Origin of the sequence: Bradyrhizobium yuanmingense (assembly GCF_029167105.1) — a bacterium.
Lineage (GTDB): Bacteria > Pseudomonadota > Alphaproteobacteria > Rhizobiales > Xanthobacteraceae > Bradyrhizobium > Bradyrhizobium yuanmingense_A.
On sequence record NZ_JARFML010000002.1, the window covers coordinates 400656 to 416820 of the forward strand.

Sequence of the window (16165 nt, forward strand, 5' to 3'; positions counted from 1 at the left end):
CGGAACTTGTTCCTGGCCGCCGAGGGATTTTTTCGCAGGTGCAAAAAATATCGACGCACCGGTCCGGGGCAACTCCGGGCCGGCGCGCTTGGGGAAGTCAGGCACGTTCGGGAGGGCTGCCGGTCTTGTTGCGGGCCGGCTTCGCCCAGATCCCTTTAGAACTCAGAGGCGATAGAGGATCTGGTCGGTCCAGAACCGCTCCAGGCGGTGCAGCGACTTGTTGAGGGTCGCGAACTCGTCGCCGGAGATGCCGCCGACCTGCTCCACCGTCTTGACGTGCTTCTGGTAGAGCGCATCGACGATGCGGCGGACTTCCTGGCCCTGCGGGGTCAGGCGGATGCGCACCGAGCGGCGATCGACCCGCGAGCGCTGATGATCGAGGAAGCCGAGCTCGACGAGCTTCTTCAGATTGTAGGAGACGTTGGAGCCGAGATAGTAACCGCGCGTGCGCAGCTCGCCCGCGGTCAGCTCCTTGTCGCCGATGTTGTAGAGCAAGAGCGCCTGGACCGAGTTGATGTCCGCGCGGCCGCGGCGATCGAATTCGTCCTTGATCACGTCGAGGAGCCGGCGATGCAGCCGCTCCACCAGAGTCAAAGCTTCCAGATAGAGCGACTGCACCGAACCCTGCTGGCCGGACACGCGCTCTGCGGTATCTGCCGCAGTTGCGACGGCTTTCATCATGACACTTCCCCTGTTGTCGTTTTTATCGACACTTATTCGACGAAACTTGTGTCCCGTCTGATAGGTGCAACTTAAGGGGGGCGTTTGAAGATCGGCTTAAATAAGAGAATAAAGAGATCATGAATTTAAGACAGTGAATTGCGCATTAAGCCTGTGCCACAAGTACTTTTTGAAAGCCTCTGTTGACCTTCGCAAGGTCCTGTTCACCCTCCGTCCGCCCCTGTTGTCGCATTCCAGAACAGCCCCGCCCCGTTTCGAAACGCACGCGTAACGGCTGTGGCGGAACCGGCTGGTCAATGAAAACTTACCGCGAATTTTAGGCAACCAGTGGTCAACCAAACGCGCACAACTGCGCTGACGCCACGCGCGCGTGTCCCGGACGAGAAGCGAAGATCCCGGATCTGGAAGCCGCAAACGAGAACGTAGGATGGGTAGAGCGAAGCGAAACCCATCATCCAGGCGCGAGCGCATCGATGGGTTTTTCGCTCTACCCATCCTACAAGATGCCTGAACTCGCGATCGCTACGGCGGCCGCTCGCGCGCGGCCATCCAGGCGAGCGCGAGATAGGCGGCAAGCATGAAGACCTCGACGCCGACCACGACGAGGCTGCCGCCGTAGATTCCCGGGAACATCAGCTCGATCACCGCCATCGACACCACGGTCGTCAGCCACACCACCGCGCCCCAGGGCGTCGCGAGCCAGAGGCCGACGGCGGCGACGAGCTCGATTACCGCGAAGTAGACCGTCGCGGCCTGCCAAGCCATCGACTGGTTCTCGAACGCCTCGTCCTCGCCGCCGACGAAGCCCGTGACCTGCGCCCAGTGATAGAGGCCTTTCAGGATCGAGAGCAGCGCCATCACCCGCAGGAACAGCACCAGCCGTCGGGTCCAGACATTGTCGTCGGACTCCGAGCGCGCCGAGGAGATCGCCGCCACCGAGAGCGCGCTCTCTCTAGCGGTGTCACGGGCAGCGTCCCTGGCATTGGCGCCGCCTTGGGCCGCATCGCGGGTGGAGATCTCGGACATGGCCCCTTCTGGCTGCTTCGGCCCGCAAAATCAATCGGCTGCCCAAGTCAGGTTCAGATCTGCCTTGCGGCAGGTCAAGCCGCGGTGACGGGAACCATGCGAGCTGGTATAAGAATAATTCCAGCCGGAGGAAGAGTAATGGCGATCAAATACGGACGTCCGATCGAATTGCGCGAAATTTCGCGCCGGGACACCACCGCGGTGCCGCATGCCCTCGATCTGACCGTCCGTCCGCGCCGCAACCGCAAGGCCGAGTGGGCGCGGCGCATGGTGCGCGAGAACGTCCTCACCACCGACGACCTGATCTGGCCGCTGTTCCTGATCGACGGCACCAACAAGCGCGAGCAGGTCGCCTCGATGCCCGGCGTCGACCGCCTCAGCGTCGACCAGGCCGTGCGCGAGGCCGAGCGCGCGATGAAGCTGACCATCCCCTGCCTCGCGCTGTTTCCCTACACCGATCCGTCCCTGCGCGACGAGGAAGGCTCGGAAGCCACCAACCCGAACAACCTGGTCTGCCAGGCCGTGCGCGCGATCAAGAAGGAGTTTCCGGAGATCGGTATCCTCTGCGACGTCGCGCTCGATCCCTTCACCAGCCACGGCCATGACGGCCTGATCTCCGACGGCAAGATCCTGAATGACGAGACGGTCGCCGTGCTGGTGCGTCAGGCCTTGGTGCAGGCGGAAGCCGGCTGCGACATCATCGCGCCCTCCGACATGATGGACGGCCGCGTCGCCGCGATCCGCGAGGGGCTGGACCGCGCCGGCCTGCTCGACGTGCAGATCATGGCCTATGCGGCCAAATACGCCTCGGCCTTCTATGGCCCGTTCCGCGACGCCATCGGCTCGGCCAAGACGCTCACCGGCGACAAGCGCACCTACCAGATGGACAGCGCCAACACCGATGAAGCGCTGCGCGAGGTCGAGCTCGACATCGCCGAGGGCGCCGACATGGTGATGGTGAAGCCCGGCATGCCCTATCTCGACGTAGTCCGCCGCGTGAAGGACACGTTTGCGATGCCGACCTTCGCCTATCAGGTCTCCGGCGAATACGCGATGATCGCCGCAGCCGCGAACAACGGCTGGCTCGACGGCGACCGTGCCATGATGGAAAGCCTGCTCGCCTTCAAGCGCGCCGGCGCCGACGGTGTGCTGAGCTATTTTGCGCCGAAGGCGGCGGAGAAGCTGCGCAGCCAAGCGTAGGTCTCGCAGGGTGGGCAAAGCGGAGCGTGCCCACCATTCCGGCCTGTCATCGCGGCACAATGGTGGGCATGGCGCAAGCGCGCCTTTGCCCACCGTACAGGATCGCCCGATCCACCGCCCCCGAATCGCCGGAATATTTCGGCTTGCTGCCGCCCGCGCGCCCTTGGCACGGGCATGGCCTGTTCCCATGTCCTGCGAAGGGGGCTTCGCTGGGAGAACGGACCATGTCGTACAACTCGGGCAATTCAGGCGGCTGGCGCAATGACGGCGCCATGCAACCGCATGCCTACGACCCTGACCTGCATCCGGAACTGTTCCGGGGCGTCGCGACGCGGCGGGTGTTCGCCTTCCTGATCGACATGGTCGTGATCTCGGTGCCGGTGATCCTCGGCTACATCTTCATCGCCTTGTTCGGCGTGGTCACCCTCGGCATCGGCTGGGCGCTGTTCTGGATCGCCTGGCCGGCCTCCGTGATCTGGGCCATCGTCTATTACGGCGCCAGCATCGGCGGTGCGTCGTCCGCCACGGTCGGCATGCGCCTGATGGACCTGGAGCTGCGCACCTGGTACGGCGCGCCCGGCTACTTCGTGCTCGGCGCCACCCATGCCGTGCTGTTCTGGGTGACGGTCTCGTTCCTGTCGCCGTTCGTGGTGCTGGTCGGCCTGTTCAACGGCCGCCGTCGCCTGCTGCACGATTTCGTGCTGGGAACGGTCGTGATCAACAATTCGGTTCGCATACCCGCGCCGCAGGCGGCGCGGACGTGGTGAGCTAATCGATTGACCGGGGGCTTCTGGAGCGCGATGCTGATGCCTGTTTCGGAGGCCCACGACGTCCCTTGACCCAGCACTCGCGCGACACCCCCCAGTTTTACCTCACGGCGCCCTCCCCCTGCCCGTATTTGCCGGGCCGGCACGAGCGCAAGGTGTTCACGCATCTGGTTGGGGACCGCGCCGGTGACCTCAACGACCTGCTGACCCATGGCGGTTTCCGCCGCAGCCAGTCGATCGCCTACCGTCCGGCCTGCGACCAGTGTCGCGCCTGCGTCTCGGTCCGGGTCATCGCCAACGAGTTCCGGCCCTCGCGCAACTTCCGCAAGGTGATGGCCCGCAACGCCGACATCATCGGCGAGCAGCGCAGCGCGGTGCCGACCTCCGAGCAATATTCGGTGTTCCGCGCCTATCTCGACGCCCGCCACCGCCACGGCGGCATGGCTGACATGACCGTGCTCGACTACGCCATGATGGTCGAGGACAGCCATGTCGAGACCCGCATCATCGAGTACCGCAAGCGCGGCCCCGACAGCGGCATCACCGGCCGCGGCGAGGAGCTGATCGCGGTGGCGCTCACCGACGTCCTCAGCGACGGCCTCTCGATGGTCTATTCATTCTTCGAGCCTGGCCAGGTCAGCCGCTCGATGGGCACCTTCATGATCCTCGACCACATCGCCCGCGCGCGACGGCAAGGGCTGCCTTACGTCTATCTCGGCTACTGGATCGAAGGCTCCAAGAAGATGGACTACAAGGCCCGCTTCCTGCCGCAGCAGCGCCTGGCCCCCTCAGGCTGGCTGCGCATCGACGCGCAGGGCGACACGGCCTCCGAGCCGCAGGATTAGAGCATGGTGAATGGCGAGTGGGACAACGACCCCACTCGCCATTCGCCCCTCACCCAAAAAACGTATCCGCCAGCAGTTTCAGATTCAAAATCACGATCACGCCCGCGACGATCCATGCGACCGCAGCGACGTATGTGGGAATCGCGAACTTGCCCATCTTGCGGCGGTCGGAGACGAAGCGCACCAAGGGGATGACCGCGAAGGGCAGCTGCATCGACAGCACGACCTGACTGAACACCAGCAAATCGGCGGTGCCGCGCTCGCCATAGATGGCGGTGACGATGATCACGGGGACGATGGCGATGCCGCGCGTCAAGAGGCGGCGCGCCCAGCTGGGCAGGCGCAGGTCGAGAAAGCCCTCCATCACGATCTGGCCGGCGAGCGTCGCAGTGACCGTCGAGTTGAGACCGGAGGCGAGCAGCGCTACCGCGAACAGTGTCGAGGCAATGCCGAGGCCGAGCAGCGGCGACAGCAATTCGAACGCCTGCTCAATCCCGGCAACGTCGGAATGGCCGCTCTTGTGGAAGGTCGCGGCAGCGACGACGAGGATCGCGGCGTTGATGAACAGCGCCAGCATCAGGGCGATGGTCGAGTCCGTCGTCGCCCATTTGATTGCTTCGCGCCGGCCCGTGTCGTTGCGCTCATAGGCGCGCGTCTGCACGATCGAGGAGTGCAGGTAGAGATTGTGCGGCATCACGGTGGCGCCGATGATGCCGATGGCGATGTAGAGCATTTCAGGATTGGTGAAGATCTCGCTCTTCGGCACGAAGCCGTGCAGCACCTCGGCCACCGGCGGCGCCGCGGCCACGATCTGGACCGCGAAGCAGACTGCGATCACCACGAGCAACGCGATGACGAAGGCCTCCAGGAAGCGGAAGCCGCGATTCATCAGGATGAGCAGCAGGAAAGCATCGAGCGCGGCGATCAGCGCCCCGCCAATCAGCGGAATGCCGAACAGGAGCTTGAGCGCGATCGCGGTGCCGATGACCTCGGCGAGATCGCAGGCGATGATCGCTGCCTCGCAGGCGAGCCAGAGCAGGAAGTTCACCGTCGGCGAATAGGTGGCGCGGCAGGCCTGCGCGAGGTCGCGGTCGGTGACGATGCCGAGCCGCGCCGCCAGGGATTGCAGCAGGATCGCCATCAAATTCGAGAGCAGGATGACCGCAAGCAGCGTGTAGCCGAACTTCGATCCGCCAGCGAGGTCTGTCGCCCAATTGCCGGGGTCCATGTAGCCGACCGAGACGAGATAGCCCGGACCAACGAAGGCCAGCAGCCGTCGCGACCAGTGGCCCGCGGCCGGGATGGCGACTGTGGAATTGACCTCGGCGAGGCTCTTGGTGGTGGGCGCATCAGCGCGCCAGCCGGCGAGGTCGGGTGTCATGTGGGGTGATCTGGCATCCATATCGGCAGAATACCCAACTTCGTTCTTATTGCAACTCATTTGCAACTGCATCTAGCGGCAAACGTTACCGCCACGGATCGTGGGGAGATCACCTCTTGTCGGGAAGCGGGTGGGTTTGGTGGTCATCGGGGGCCAACATTGGCGCAAATTCGCCTTTACGGGATATGCGCCATGTCAACGCCGCCTCGCCTCCCTGACACTTTCAACCGCCTCGCCTGGTCCAATCTCGCAGCGCAGTCGGCCGAGCAGATCGCGCTCGCGGCAGCGCCCATCGTCGCCGTGCTGACGCTGGGGGTGGCCGAAGGCCAGACCGGCCTGCTGCAGACCGCGCTCACCCTGCCCTTCGTCCTGTTCGCCATCCCCGCCGGCGTGCTTGCCGACCGCATTTCCCGCCGCAGGCTGATGGCGAGCGCCGAGGCGCTGCGGGCGGTGGCGCTCGCGGCCGTCGTGCTGCTGCTCGCGCTGGGAGCCATCAACCTGCCGCTGCTGGCCCTGCTCGGCTTCGCCGCCGTGTGCGGCACCGTGGTTTACAGCGTGGCCGCGCCGGCGCTGGTGCCTTCGCTGGTGAACTCCGACCTGTTGCCGGCGGCGAATGCGCGCATCGAGCTGGCGCGCACCATCGCCTTCGCCAGCGGCCCTGCCCTCGGCGGTGCGCTGGTGGGATGGTGGGGCGCCAGCCCGGCGTTCGGCTTTGCCGCAGCGCTCTCGGCCATCGCAGTCGTGCTGCTCTCCGGCATCTACGAGCCCGCACGCGCGCCTGCGCCGCGGCGGCATCCGCTCCAAGAGATCCGCGAGGGCGCTGCCTTCGTGTTTCACCATCCGCTGCTGCGGCCGGTCTTCATCACCCAGTTCATCTTCAACACCGGCTGGTTCCTGCAGATCGCGGTGTTCGTGCCCTACGCCGTGCGCCATCTCGGTCTGAGCGCCGCCGGTGTCGGCACGGTGCTGACGATGTACGGCGTCGGCATGGTGATCGGCGCGCTCCTCGCCACGCGCGTGATGAAGCGCATCGCCTTTGGCACCGTGGTGGGGCTCGGCCCGGTCACGGGCTTCGTCGCCGCCTTGGTGATGGCACTGACGGTGCTGGTCCCCTCGCCCTGGCTCGCGGGCTTGAGCTTCTTTCTGCTCGGCGTCGGCCCGATCCTGTGGGTGATCTCGACCACGACGCTGCGCCAGTCCGTGACGCCGCCGCGCCTGCTCGGCCGCGTCTCCGCCATCAACATCATGAGCTACGGCGCCCGCCCGCTCGGTTCGGTGCTGGGCGCGCTCGTCGGCGGCCTCTGGAGCGCGGAAGCATGCCTCTATCTCGCCGCCGCATTGTTCGGCGTGCAGGCGCTGGTGATCCTGCTGTCCCCGGCGGCGGGACTGGACCGGCAGCCGGACATGGTGGGAGATGAGGTGGCGGCGCGGTGTTAGCCACGGCCGTCATTGCGAGCCAACGGGTCCGCGCGGAGCGCGGCCCGATGACAGGCTCCGCGAAGCAATCCAGAATCCTTCTGCGGAGACAGTCTGGATTGCTTCGTCGCAAGAGCTCTTCGCAATGACGGCGTCTGTTGAGACCGCGGAGACTAACCCGCCAGATAACGCTCGTAGCTGCCCCTGACCGGCTCGCTCGCGTCGACTTCCGGATCGAGCGTGTAGAGATCCTGCGCGCGGCCGATGCCGCGCAGCGCGTAGCGGCCGGTGGAGACGAGGTAACGGCGGCCGGCGGCATCTAAGCCCTTGTAGAACTCGGACGAGGCCAGGAGCTCGCGATCCACCGAGCGGCTCATCGAGGCGATGCGGCTGACCTCGTTGACGGTCGGGCCGACCACGGTGAAATCAAGCCGGTCCTCGCTGCCGATATTGCCGTAGAAGACCTCGCCGACATGCAGGCCGATATAGGCTGACGTGGTCGGACGGCCCTCCGTCGCCCGCCGCTCGTTCAGTGCAGCGACATTCTTGCGGAACAGGTGCTCGGCGCGGAGCGCGGCCCGCCGCGCATCCGCCATGTCCTCGCCCCAGAACATCGCGAGCACGCCGTCGCCGATCAGTTTCAGCACGTCGCCGCCGGCTTCGTGGATCGGATCGATCACGGCCTGCGCATAGTCGTTGAGAAACGGAATGATCTCGTCGGGGCCGATGCTCTCGCTGATGCCGGTCGAGCCGCGCAGGTCCGAATACCACAGCACGGCATTGATGCGCTCGGTGACGCCGCGCGAGATGCGCCCGCGCAGCACCTGCTCGGAGGCGTCGCGGCCGAGATAGACCCGGCCGAGCGTGCGCGCGATGTCGACCTGCTGCGCCGACTTGATCGCGAGCCCCAATACCGGAACCAGATCGCGCAGCGCTTCCAGCTCCAGTCCGGAGAACCCGCTCGCGCGGCGGGTGGTCCAGCAGGAATAGAGGCAATCCATCAGGCCGAGCGCGCCGTTCTCGCCGAAGCGGTGGACGAAGGCGAGATAGTGCTTGTGGCCCTTCTCGGCGAGCTCGCCGATCTGCGAGAAATCCATCGACGGCGCATCGGCGAGATCGATCACCATCTCGTCGTGGCCATTCTCGAGCATGTGGAAGAACACCGAGCGGCGCCAGCTCTTGGCGGCGTCGCCGTCGGCGGTCGAGCCGTATTCGAAGGCATCGCTCTCGTTGCTGGGACGATCGCTCCAGCGGAAGCCGCGGCCTTCATAGATCGGATGCAGCGTGTCGATGACGACGAGGCCACGCGACAGTTCCAGCCCCTCGGCGCAGCAACGCTCGCAGAAGCCGCGGAGCAGTTCAATTTCGGGCAGGCCCGTGAGCCCCTGGCCGGTCAGCCAGTTCATCAGCGTAAGGCGCGAGGTCAATTGCATGCGCCATTATGGCGTGCATTCGTGACGAGCGGAAGGCGGATGTCCGCATACAACCCAAAGGCTCCCCGCCGGCAGCAGGTCGAATATGCCGCAGACGCGGTTGACGCACTCTCGCCGCGAGCTGCAAATGCGCCGATGACACGGCCGATCAGAAATACGAGGACATGACCCAGCGCCAGCTCCCGATCATCCTGGCGCTCGGCACCACGCAGACCCTTGCCTGGGCCTCCAGCTATTATCTGCCGGCGCTGCTCGCCGATCCAATGGGACGCGAGCTCGGTGTCTCCTCCAACTGGATCTTCGGTGCGTTTTCGGCCGCGCTGGTGATCTCCGCAATGCTGGGCCCGCGCATTGGACGGCAGATCGATCTCGTCGGCGGCCGTCAGGTGCTGTCGGCGTCCAACGTGACCATTGCCGCCGGCCTTGTGCTGCTTGGCATCTCGCAGTCGGTGATGGTGATGGCGATCGCCTGGCTGGTGCTCGGCATCGGCATGGCAATGGGGCTCTACGATGCCGCCTTCGCCGCTTTGGGGCGCATCTACGGCACCGAGGCGCGCAGGCCGATCACCGGCATCACACTGATGGCGGGCTTCGCCTCCACCGTCGGCTGGCCGCTCACCGCCTGGGGCCTGTCGCATATCGGCTGGCGCGAAACCTGTTTTGCCTGGGCCGCCGCCAACATCCTGATCGGCCTGCCGCTCAATTTCTTGATGCTGCCGGCGATCAAGGGCGCGAAGCAGGCGGCGGCCACGGCCGCGAAGCCGCATGTGCCGCTCGATCGCACCATGATCTTGCTCGCCTTCATCTTCGCGGCGGTCTGGACCGTCACCGGCGCGATGGCCGCGCATTTCCCGCGCATCCTGGAGGCGACGGGAGCCACGCCGGCCGAGGCGATCGCGGCCGGCGCATTGATCGGGCCGGCGCAAGTCGGTGCCCGCATGCTGGAGGCTGGCTTCCTCAGCCGCTTCCATCCGCTGTGGTCGACACGGCTCGCCTGCCTCACCCACCCGCTCGGCGCCGTGATCGTCGCAATCTTCGGCGGCGCTGCGGCGAGCGCGTTCGCGCTGTTCCACGGCTCCGGCAACGGCATTCTGACGATCGCCCGCGGCACGCTGCCGCTGTCGATCTTCGGCCCGAAGGACTTCGGCTATCGCCTCGGCATCATCGGCGCGCCGGCACGGATGGCGCAGGCGGTGGCGCCGCTCGCCTTTGGCCTGCTCATCGACCTCATGGGCGCCAAGGTGCTGATCGTCTCATCCGCGCTCAGCCTTTCGGCGCTGGCCGCGCTGTTCCTGATCCGCCCCGGCCGGCGGCCGGATTGACCAGACCTGAGCTTTCGCGCACAAGCGCTCCATGAGCGACGACAACAGCCCGCCACGCACCTTCAAGGGCTTCCTGCGCTGGGCGACCACGCCGCCGCAGGCTTGGGGCGTTTATCTGCTCGCGATTCTCCTGGTCTGGCTGGTCTCGTTCTATGCCGGCACGCTGAAGCCGAAGAAGACGCCGGATGCGAGCCCGCCGACAGCAACCGCGCCGAAGGGCTGATCCCTTACGTCAATGCGGGCAGGTCTCGACCTCGACCGTGACGTGGCTGAGGCCCTTCAGCCCGGCGAGCCTCCGCTTGTAGACGGCCGGCTGCTTCGGCTTGTCCGACACCACCGAGAGCAGCACGGCACAATGGCCGGGGCCGACCTGCCACAGATGCAGGTCGGTCACGCGATCCTCGCCGACCTCCATGCGGGCGCGGATCACCCGCTCCAGCTTCTCGTCGGCGCGCACGTCGAGCAGCACCGCGCCCGATGACTTGATCAGGCCGAATGCCCAGCTCGCGATCACCGCGCTGCCGATCAGGCCCACCGCCGGGTCGGCCCAGACCCAACCCGAATACATCGCGACGGCAAGCGCTGCGATCGCCAGCACGGACGTGGCGGCATCGGTCATGACATGGACATAGGCCGCGCGGAGGTTGTTGTCGTGGTGATGGTGGTGATGATCGTGCTCGGCGTGGTCATCATGCGGATGGCCATGGCCGTGGTGATGATCGTGGCTGTCGCGCAGCAGCCACACGCTGGCGAGATTGACGCCCAAGCCGAGAGCGGCCACGGCCATGGCCTCGCCGTAGACGATCGGCACCGGATTGATCAAGCGCAGCACGCTCTCATAGGCGATCTCGACCGCGATCAGGCCGAGGATGATCGCGCTGGCGAAGGCGGCAAGATCGCCGAACTTGCCGGTGCCGAAGGTGAAATGCGCATTCCCCAGATGCCGCCGCGCGAAGCGATAGGCGAAGGCGGCAATGCCGAGCGCCGCCGCATGGGTGCCCATGTGCCAGCCGTCGGCGAGCAGCGCCATCGAACCGAACAGCGAGCCGGCGACGATCTCGCCGACCATCATGACCAGCGTCAGCACGACCACGAACCAGGTGCGGCGCTCGTTGTTGTCGTGCTTCTCGCCCAGGAAGGCATGGTCATGAGTCCATTGTTCGATGGAATGGGAATGCATCGAATTCTCCCGACAATTCAGGTCCGTTGGCCTCCAATATAGACGGCGGGCATCAATTTTCTAAGGACCAATCGTCCCGCGGATTGACAGTGCTTCTTAGTTTCGCTGTAATCTGTGCCATGGGGATTTGAGCGATCTCCCCACGAGGCGACAGGCCCAAGCATCGCGTCCCGTTTAGTTCTTGCGAGGACGCATCATGTCTACATTCACGACCATCTCATCCGACAAAATGGCACGGCTGATCGGCACGGCGAACGCGCCTGTTCTGATCGATGTGCGCACCGAGCAGGATTTCGCCGCCGACCGGCGGCTGATTCCCGGCTCCATCAAGCTCGGCCACGACAACGTGGCGGACTGGGGCGGCGCCTTCGCCGGCCGCCGCGCCGTGGTCTCCTGCCTCCGCGGCGAGAAGCTCGCGCAAGGCACCGCGGCCTGGTTACGCCAGCTCGGCGCGCAGGCCGAAACGCTGGAGGGCGGCTTCGAGGGCTGGAAGGCGGCCAAGCTGCCGCTGGTCGACGCCCGCAAGTTGCCGCCGCGCGATGCCAAGGGGCGCACCGTCTGGGTGACGCGGGCGCGGCCGAAGGTCGACCGCATCGCCTGCCCGTGGCTGATCCGCCGCTTCATCGATCCGGGCGCAGTGTTCCTCTATGTCGCGCCGTCCGAGGTGGTCGCCGTCGGCGAGCGGTTCGGCGCAGCGCCCTTCGACATCGAGAACGTGTTCTGGAGCCACCGGGGCGAGCTCTGCACCTTCGACGTGATGATCGAGGAGTTCGGCATCGCGACTCCGCCCCTGCTGCGCCTCGCGACGCTGGTGCGCGGCGCCGACACCGCGCGACCCGAGCTCGCACCGGAGGCGCCCGGCCTGCTCGCGGCCTCGCTCGGGCTGTCGCGGATGTATGACGACGACCTCGAGCAGCTCGAGGCCGGCATGCTGCTCTATGATGCCTTCTACCGCTGGTGCCGCGACGCCACCACCGAGACTCACAACTGGCCGACCAACAAGGTGAAGGCGTAATGGACGTTCGCGCCGATCAAACGGGAGCTGGTGCCGGTCACGGCATCAGCTTCAACGAAGCTTTCCGCGTCTGGCTTCGTGTCGCCTGCTTGAGCTTTGGCGGGCCCGCGGGCCAGATCGCGGTGATGCACCGCATCCTGGTCGAGGAGAAGAAGTGGATCTCCGAAGGCCGTTTCCTGCACGCACTGAACTATTGCATGTTGCTGCCGGGACCTGAGGCGCAGCAGCTCGCGACCTATGTCGGCTGGCTGATGCATCGCACCGCCGGCGGGCTGATGGCGGGCGGGCTGTTCATCCTGCCCGGCATCATCGCCATCATGGGCCTCAGCTACATCTATGCTGCCTTCGGCAATGTCAGCTTCGTCGAGGCGCTGTTCTTCGGGCTCAAGGCGGCCGTGCTGGCCATCGTCGTCGAGGCCGTGGTGCGCGTCGGCAAGCGCGCGCTGAAGAACCGCATCATGATCGCGCTCGCAGGCATCGCCTTCGTCGCGATCTTCTTCTTCGCGGTCCCCTTCCCGATCATCATCATCGCTGCCGGCCTCATCGGCTATGCCGGCGCCCGAAGCGGCCGTCCGGAATTCGCGCCGACCGGTCACGGCCATGGCGGCGGCGCCGCGATCGACAGCATGCTCGGCGAGGCCGTGCCCGATCACGTCCGGCCCGACACGGCGCGCGCGATCCGCGTCGGTGCATTGTGGCTGGCGCTTTGGCTGGTGCCGGTGATCGCGCTGCTGATGGCTTTCGGCCAGGCCAACGTATTTAGCCAGATCGCCTTGTTCTTCTCGAAGATGGCGCTGGTCACGTTCGGCGGCGCCTATGCGGTGCTGGCCTATGTCGCCCAGCAGGCGGTCGAGCATTATCATTGGCTCAAGCCGCATGAGATGCTCGACGGCCTCGGCATGGCCGAGACCACGCCGGGCCCGCTGATCATGGTGCTGCAATTCGTGGGCTTCATGGCGGCCTATCGCGACCCCGGCGGACTGTCGCCGATGCTGGCGGCAACCTACGGCGGCCTGCTCGCGACCTGGGTCACCTTCACGCCCTGCTTCCTCTGGATCTTCGTCGGCGCGCCCTATATCGAGCGCCTGCGCGGCAACACCGGCCTTGCCGGCGCGCTCAGTGCGATCACCGCCGCCGTCGTCGGCGTGATCCTCAACCTCTCGATCTGGTTCGCGCTGCATACCCTGTTCCGCGAGACGGTGCCTGTGCATGCGTTTCCGCTGAACTTCGACATGCCTGTGCTGAGAAGCGTCGACGTGCCGGCGCTGGTGCTGGCGATCGCGGCGGCCACCGCGATCTTCCGCTTCAAGCTCGGCATGCTGACGGTGCTGGCGGGCAGCTGCGCGGCCGGCGTGGCGCTGCGGCTGGCGGGGGTGATCTGATGCCAGGGATGTGACTTATCGTGAGGCCAGGATGTGTTGGAACGCTGCGGCCGGTCGCCACCTAAGCGGGCGGGGCGTTTGGAGACATAGCGATGCGTTTGATTCTGGCTTTGGGTCTTCTTGTCACCTTGGGCGGCGTTGCCGACGCCGCACAGGTGCATCCGCACCGGCGGCACGCGCCTGTTCATTCCGGTCAGGGCATGATCCCGTCGGGTGCCGCTTCAGGCTTTGCCTACATGGCACCTCCGGCGGCGCGCCACGGGGACTCGGCCTACCCTGGCGCCACCGAGCCGTATTTCGGCGCCTCTCAAGGTTACGCTCCCGGCGAAAAGGAACGATTTCTCCGCAGTCTGTTCAGCCCGTAGAGACCCCGTTGACGCCCCGCAGCAGCGAGAAGCTGCAGGGGTTGCACCCCGCAGCTTCCCGTCTTCAGCTCACAAAGCGTGGTTGTCGTTACCGCCTGGTTGGATCGTTGGACCCGCCAGGACGGATGGTCTGGGGGCCACCCTGACCGGTGCCTGCCCCGCTCCCGGCGGTGGACCCACTGGTGCTCCCGCTGGATGCTCCGGTTCCAGCTGCCGCGCCGCTCGTTCCGCCCGCGCCGCTCGTTCCGCTACCCGAATCGCCGCCGATTCCTCCAGCGCTGGCGCCCGCACCCGCGCCGCCCGCTCCACCTGCGCCGGCCGCGCCTCCTCCTGCCTGCGCGTGGGCGAACCCGATCGACGCGCCGGCAAGCAACGCACACATCGCTACTGAGAAGATTGTCTTTCGCATTGTTCAAACTCCGATTGACGATGACATGCCAATCGAAGCCGCGCGCAAACGTTCCTGATGATATTCGTCCGAGGTCTCCGACATTTGTAGGAACGATGTCGCGCAACGCTGAATTGAGTCTAGTCCGGAGCCGCTCCACGCAACCTTCCGCCTAGCGCGTATGAGTCATCACAGCGGCTTCAATCCTGGCCGCCGGCTACCGCATCATCATCCGCGCGATCGCTTCCCCGATCACCACCGTCGTGAAGTGCGTGTTGGCGCGGCAATCGGACGGCATGATCGAGGCGTCGGCGACGCGCAGGCCGCTGATCCCTTTCAAGGTGCCGTCGGGATTGACCACGCCATCGGGGTCGTCCACGCCGCTCATGCGGCAGCTGCCGGCGGCATGCTGGATGTCGCCGGTCTCACGGCGCAGCACCGCATCGAGCTCGTGATCCGGCAGGCCGGCGGCCTGCGGCAGCGTCAGATCCGTGTCGGCGAGCCTGATCCAGCCAGCGATGCCTGACAGCGCCGGCTGCGACGTGATGACCGCGAGGCGTTTCACCGCATCCATCATGCGCAGCATGTCGCGCGCATCGGCCAGCATGTTCTCCTCGACGACCGGATCGATTGCAGGATCGGTCGAGGCCAGCTTGAGCGTCCCGCGCGAATAGGCGTTGAACAGCCCCGCGCCGATCGCTCCGGGGTTCCCGATGCCGCGATGATTGAAGGCGATCAGGATCATGTCGCGCTTGCCGCCATTGGAGAGGCCCGAGGAATAGGTCACGCAGCAATTGGTGTGGCGCGTATCGGGATCGGTGGGACGAAGCTCGTCCCGGAGCTGGATCGTGGCGCGAAACAGCGGGTGGTCGAAGAAATGCCGGCCGACCGGCAGATCGCGCGCGACCGCAATCCCCATTGCCTTCAACTCCTCGGCCGGCCCGATGCCCGAGCGCAGCAGGATCGCCGGACTGTGGATGGCACCGGCGCACAGCACGATCTGGCGTGCGCTGATCTCGTGGGTGCCCTGCCCCTCGATATGAACGCGGACGCCGGTCGCCCGTCCGTCGCTGATCAGCACGCGATCGACCAGCGCATGCCCGCGGATCTCCAGATTGGCGCGCCCGCGCGCGGGCTCGAGATAGCCCTCGTTGGTGGTGATGCGGCGCAAGTTGCGGCTGTTGATGGGGTAGCACGCAACGCCCTCGCCGTCCGGACCATTGACGTCGGCGCACCAGGGATAGCCGCTCGCCAGCGCCGCATCGCGCAAGCCGCGATCGATCGGGCCCCACTTTTCAGGAGGCGCGCGGTAGACCGGCAACGGCCCGCCGCGGCCGTGGCCCTCGACATCGCCGAATTCCAGATCGTCCTCGATCACCGAGAACAGCGGCATCACTTCTTTCGCCGACCAGCCGGTGCAGCCATTGGCTGCCCATTCGTCGAACGCATCGGCAACGCCGCGGATCGCGATCTGGCCGTTCATCATCGACGAGCCGCCGAGCCCCTTGCCGCGCCAGTAGAAGCGCGGCTCCTGCCCCGCGACGCGGCGCGTCAGAAGATCGGGCCATTGCCATTTCTCCTGATACTCGCGCTTGTGGATGATCGGGATCGGATTCGGCGTCCTCACCTCCCAGGGCGCCTCGTCGGCGCGCCAGTCGCGCCCCGCCTCGAGCAGCAGCACGCGGCGTGCCGGATCTTCGGAGAGCCGTGCGGCAACTGCGGCGCCAGCGGAGCCGCCGCCGACAACAATGACATCGTACATCG

15 protein-coding genes are annotated in these 16165 nt (G+C 66.0%); 9 read left to right on the plus strand and 6 right to left on the minus strand.

Annotation, left to right across the window (positions count from 1 at the left end; all coding sequences use genetic code 11):
• Positions 1-162: 162 nt before the first annotated feature.
• Positions 163-681, minus strand: coding sequence for a transcriptional regulator LdtR (gene ldtR / locus P0R31_RS04705; protein WP_025036696.1), 519 nt, complete (start codon positions 679-681; stop codon positions 163-165).
• Positions 682-1203: 522 nt separating this feature from the next.
• Entirely contained in the window at positions 1204-1707 is a 504-nt protein-coding gene (locus tag P0R31_RS04710) for a DUF6163 family protein (RefSeq protein ID WP_275513047.1), read from the minus strand.
• A 138-nt stretch (positions 1708-1845) separates the two neighbouring features.
• Between P0R31_RS04710 and hemB the strand changes: the two genes are divergently transcribed.
• From hemB to P0R31_RS04725, 3 genes are all read left to right on the plus strand, one after another.
• Positions 1846-2907: a porphobilinogen synthase gene (gene hemB, locus P0R31_RS04715; RefSeq protein ID WP_275513048.1), complete on the plus strand. Its 1062-nt coding sequence runs from the start codon at positions 1846-1848 to the stop codon at positions 2905-2907.
• Between the two features lie 224 nt (positions 2908-3131).
• Positions 3132-3674, plus strand: coding sequence for an RDD family protein (locus tag P0R31_RS04720; RefSeq protein ID WP_057029747.1), 543 nt, complete (start codon positions 3132-3134; stop codon positions 3672-3674).
• Positions 3675-3742: 68 nt separating this feature from the next.
• Positions 3743-4519, plus strand: a complete 777-nt coding sequence (locus P0R31_RS04725; protein WP_036014979.1) for an arginyltransferase — start codon at positions 3743-3745, stop codon at positions 4517-4519.
• A 49-nt stretch (positions 4520-4568) separates the two neighbouring features.
• Here the strand turns inward: P0R31_RS04725 and P0R31_RS04730 are convergent, their stop codons facing one another.
• Positions 4569-5921, minus strand: a complete 1353-nt coding sequence (locus P0R31_RS04730) for an Nramp family divalent metal transporter (RefSeq protein WP_275513049.1) — start codon at positions 5919-5921, stop codon at positions 4569-4571.
• A 171-nt stretch (positions 5922-6092) separates the two neighbouring features.
• On the opposite strand from P0R31_RS04730, the gene P0R31_RS04735 reads away from it, so the two are divergent.
• Positions 6093-7337, plus strand: coding sequence for an MFS transporter (locus P0R31_RS04735; RefSeq protein WP_275513050.1), 1245 nt, complete (start codon positions 6093-6095; stop codon positions 7335-7337).
• Between the two features lie 152 nt (positions 7338-7489).
• Here the strand turns inward: P0R31_RS04735 and P0R31_RS04740 are convergent, their stop codons facing one another.
• Positions 7490-8749 (minus strand): adenylate/guanylate cyclase domain-containing protein, encoded by a 1260-nt coding sequence (locus P0R31_RS04740; protein WP_275513051.1) that lies wholly within the window; start codon positions 8747-8749, stop codon positions 7490-7492.
• A 164-nt stretch (positions 8750-8913) separates the two neighbouring features.
• Here P0R31_RS04740 and P0R31_RS04745 point away from each other — a divergent pair, with 164 nt between their 5' ends.
• On the plus strand, positions 8914-10071 hold the full coding sequence (locus tag P0R31_RS04745) for an MFS transporter (RefSeq protein WP_275513052.1): 1158 nt from the start codon (positions 8914-8916) through the stop codon (positions 10069-10071).
• 31 nt (positions 10072-10102) lie between these two features.
• Entirely contained in the window at positions 10103-10294 is a 192-nt protein-coding gene (locus tag P0R31_RS04750) for a hypothetical protein (RefSeq protein ID WP_275513053.1), read from the plus strand.
• A 9-nt stretch (positions 10295-10303) separates the two neighbouring features.
• On the opposite strand, the gene dmeF is transcribed toward P0R31_RS04750, so the two are convergent.
• Positions 10304-11251, minus strand: coding sequence for a CDF family Co(II)/Ni(II) efflux transporter DmeF (dmeF, locus tag P0R31_RS04755; RefSeq protein ID WP_275513054.1), 948 nt, complete (start codon positions 11249-11251; stop codon positions 10304-10306).
• Between the two features lie 196 nt (positions 11252-11447).
• On the opposite strand from dmeF, the gene P0R31_RS04760 reads away from it, so the two are divergent.
• From P0R31_RS04760 to P0R31_RS04770, 3 genes are all read left to right on the plus strand, one after another.
• On the plus strand, positions 11448-12266 hold the full coding sequence (locus P0R31_RS04760; protein WP_275513055.1) for a chromate resistance protein ChrB domain-containing protein: 819 nt from the start codon (positions 11448-11450) through the stop codon (positions 12264-12266).
• Complete coding sequence (gene chrA / locus P0R31_RS04765; protein ID WP_275513056.1) at positions 12266-13648, plus strand: chromate efflux transporter; 1383 nt, start codon at positions 12266-12268, stop codon at positions 13646-13648. The genes P0R31_RS04760 and chrA overlap by 1 nt, the downstream gene beginning before the upstream one ends.
• A 92-nt stretch (positions 13649-13740) precedes the next feature.
• Positions 13741-14013, plus strand: coding sequence for a hypothetical protein (locus tag P0R31_RS04770; protein WP_275513057.1), 273 nt, complete (start codon positions 13741-13743; stop codon positions 14011-14013).
• A gap of 605 nt (positions 14014-14618) precedes the next feature.
• Here P0R31_RS04770 and P0R31_RS04775 read toward each other — a convergent pair.
• Entirely contained in the window at positions 14619-16163 is a 1545-nt protein-coding gene (locus P0R31_RS04775; RefSeq protein WP_275513058.1) for a GMC family oxidoreductase, read from the minus strand.
• Between the last annotated feature and the right edge of the window lie 2 nt (positions 16164-16165).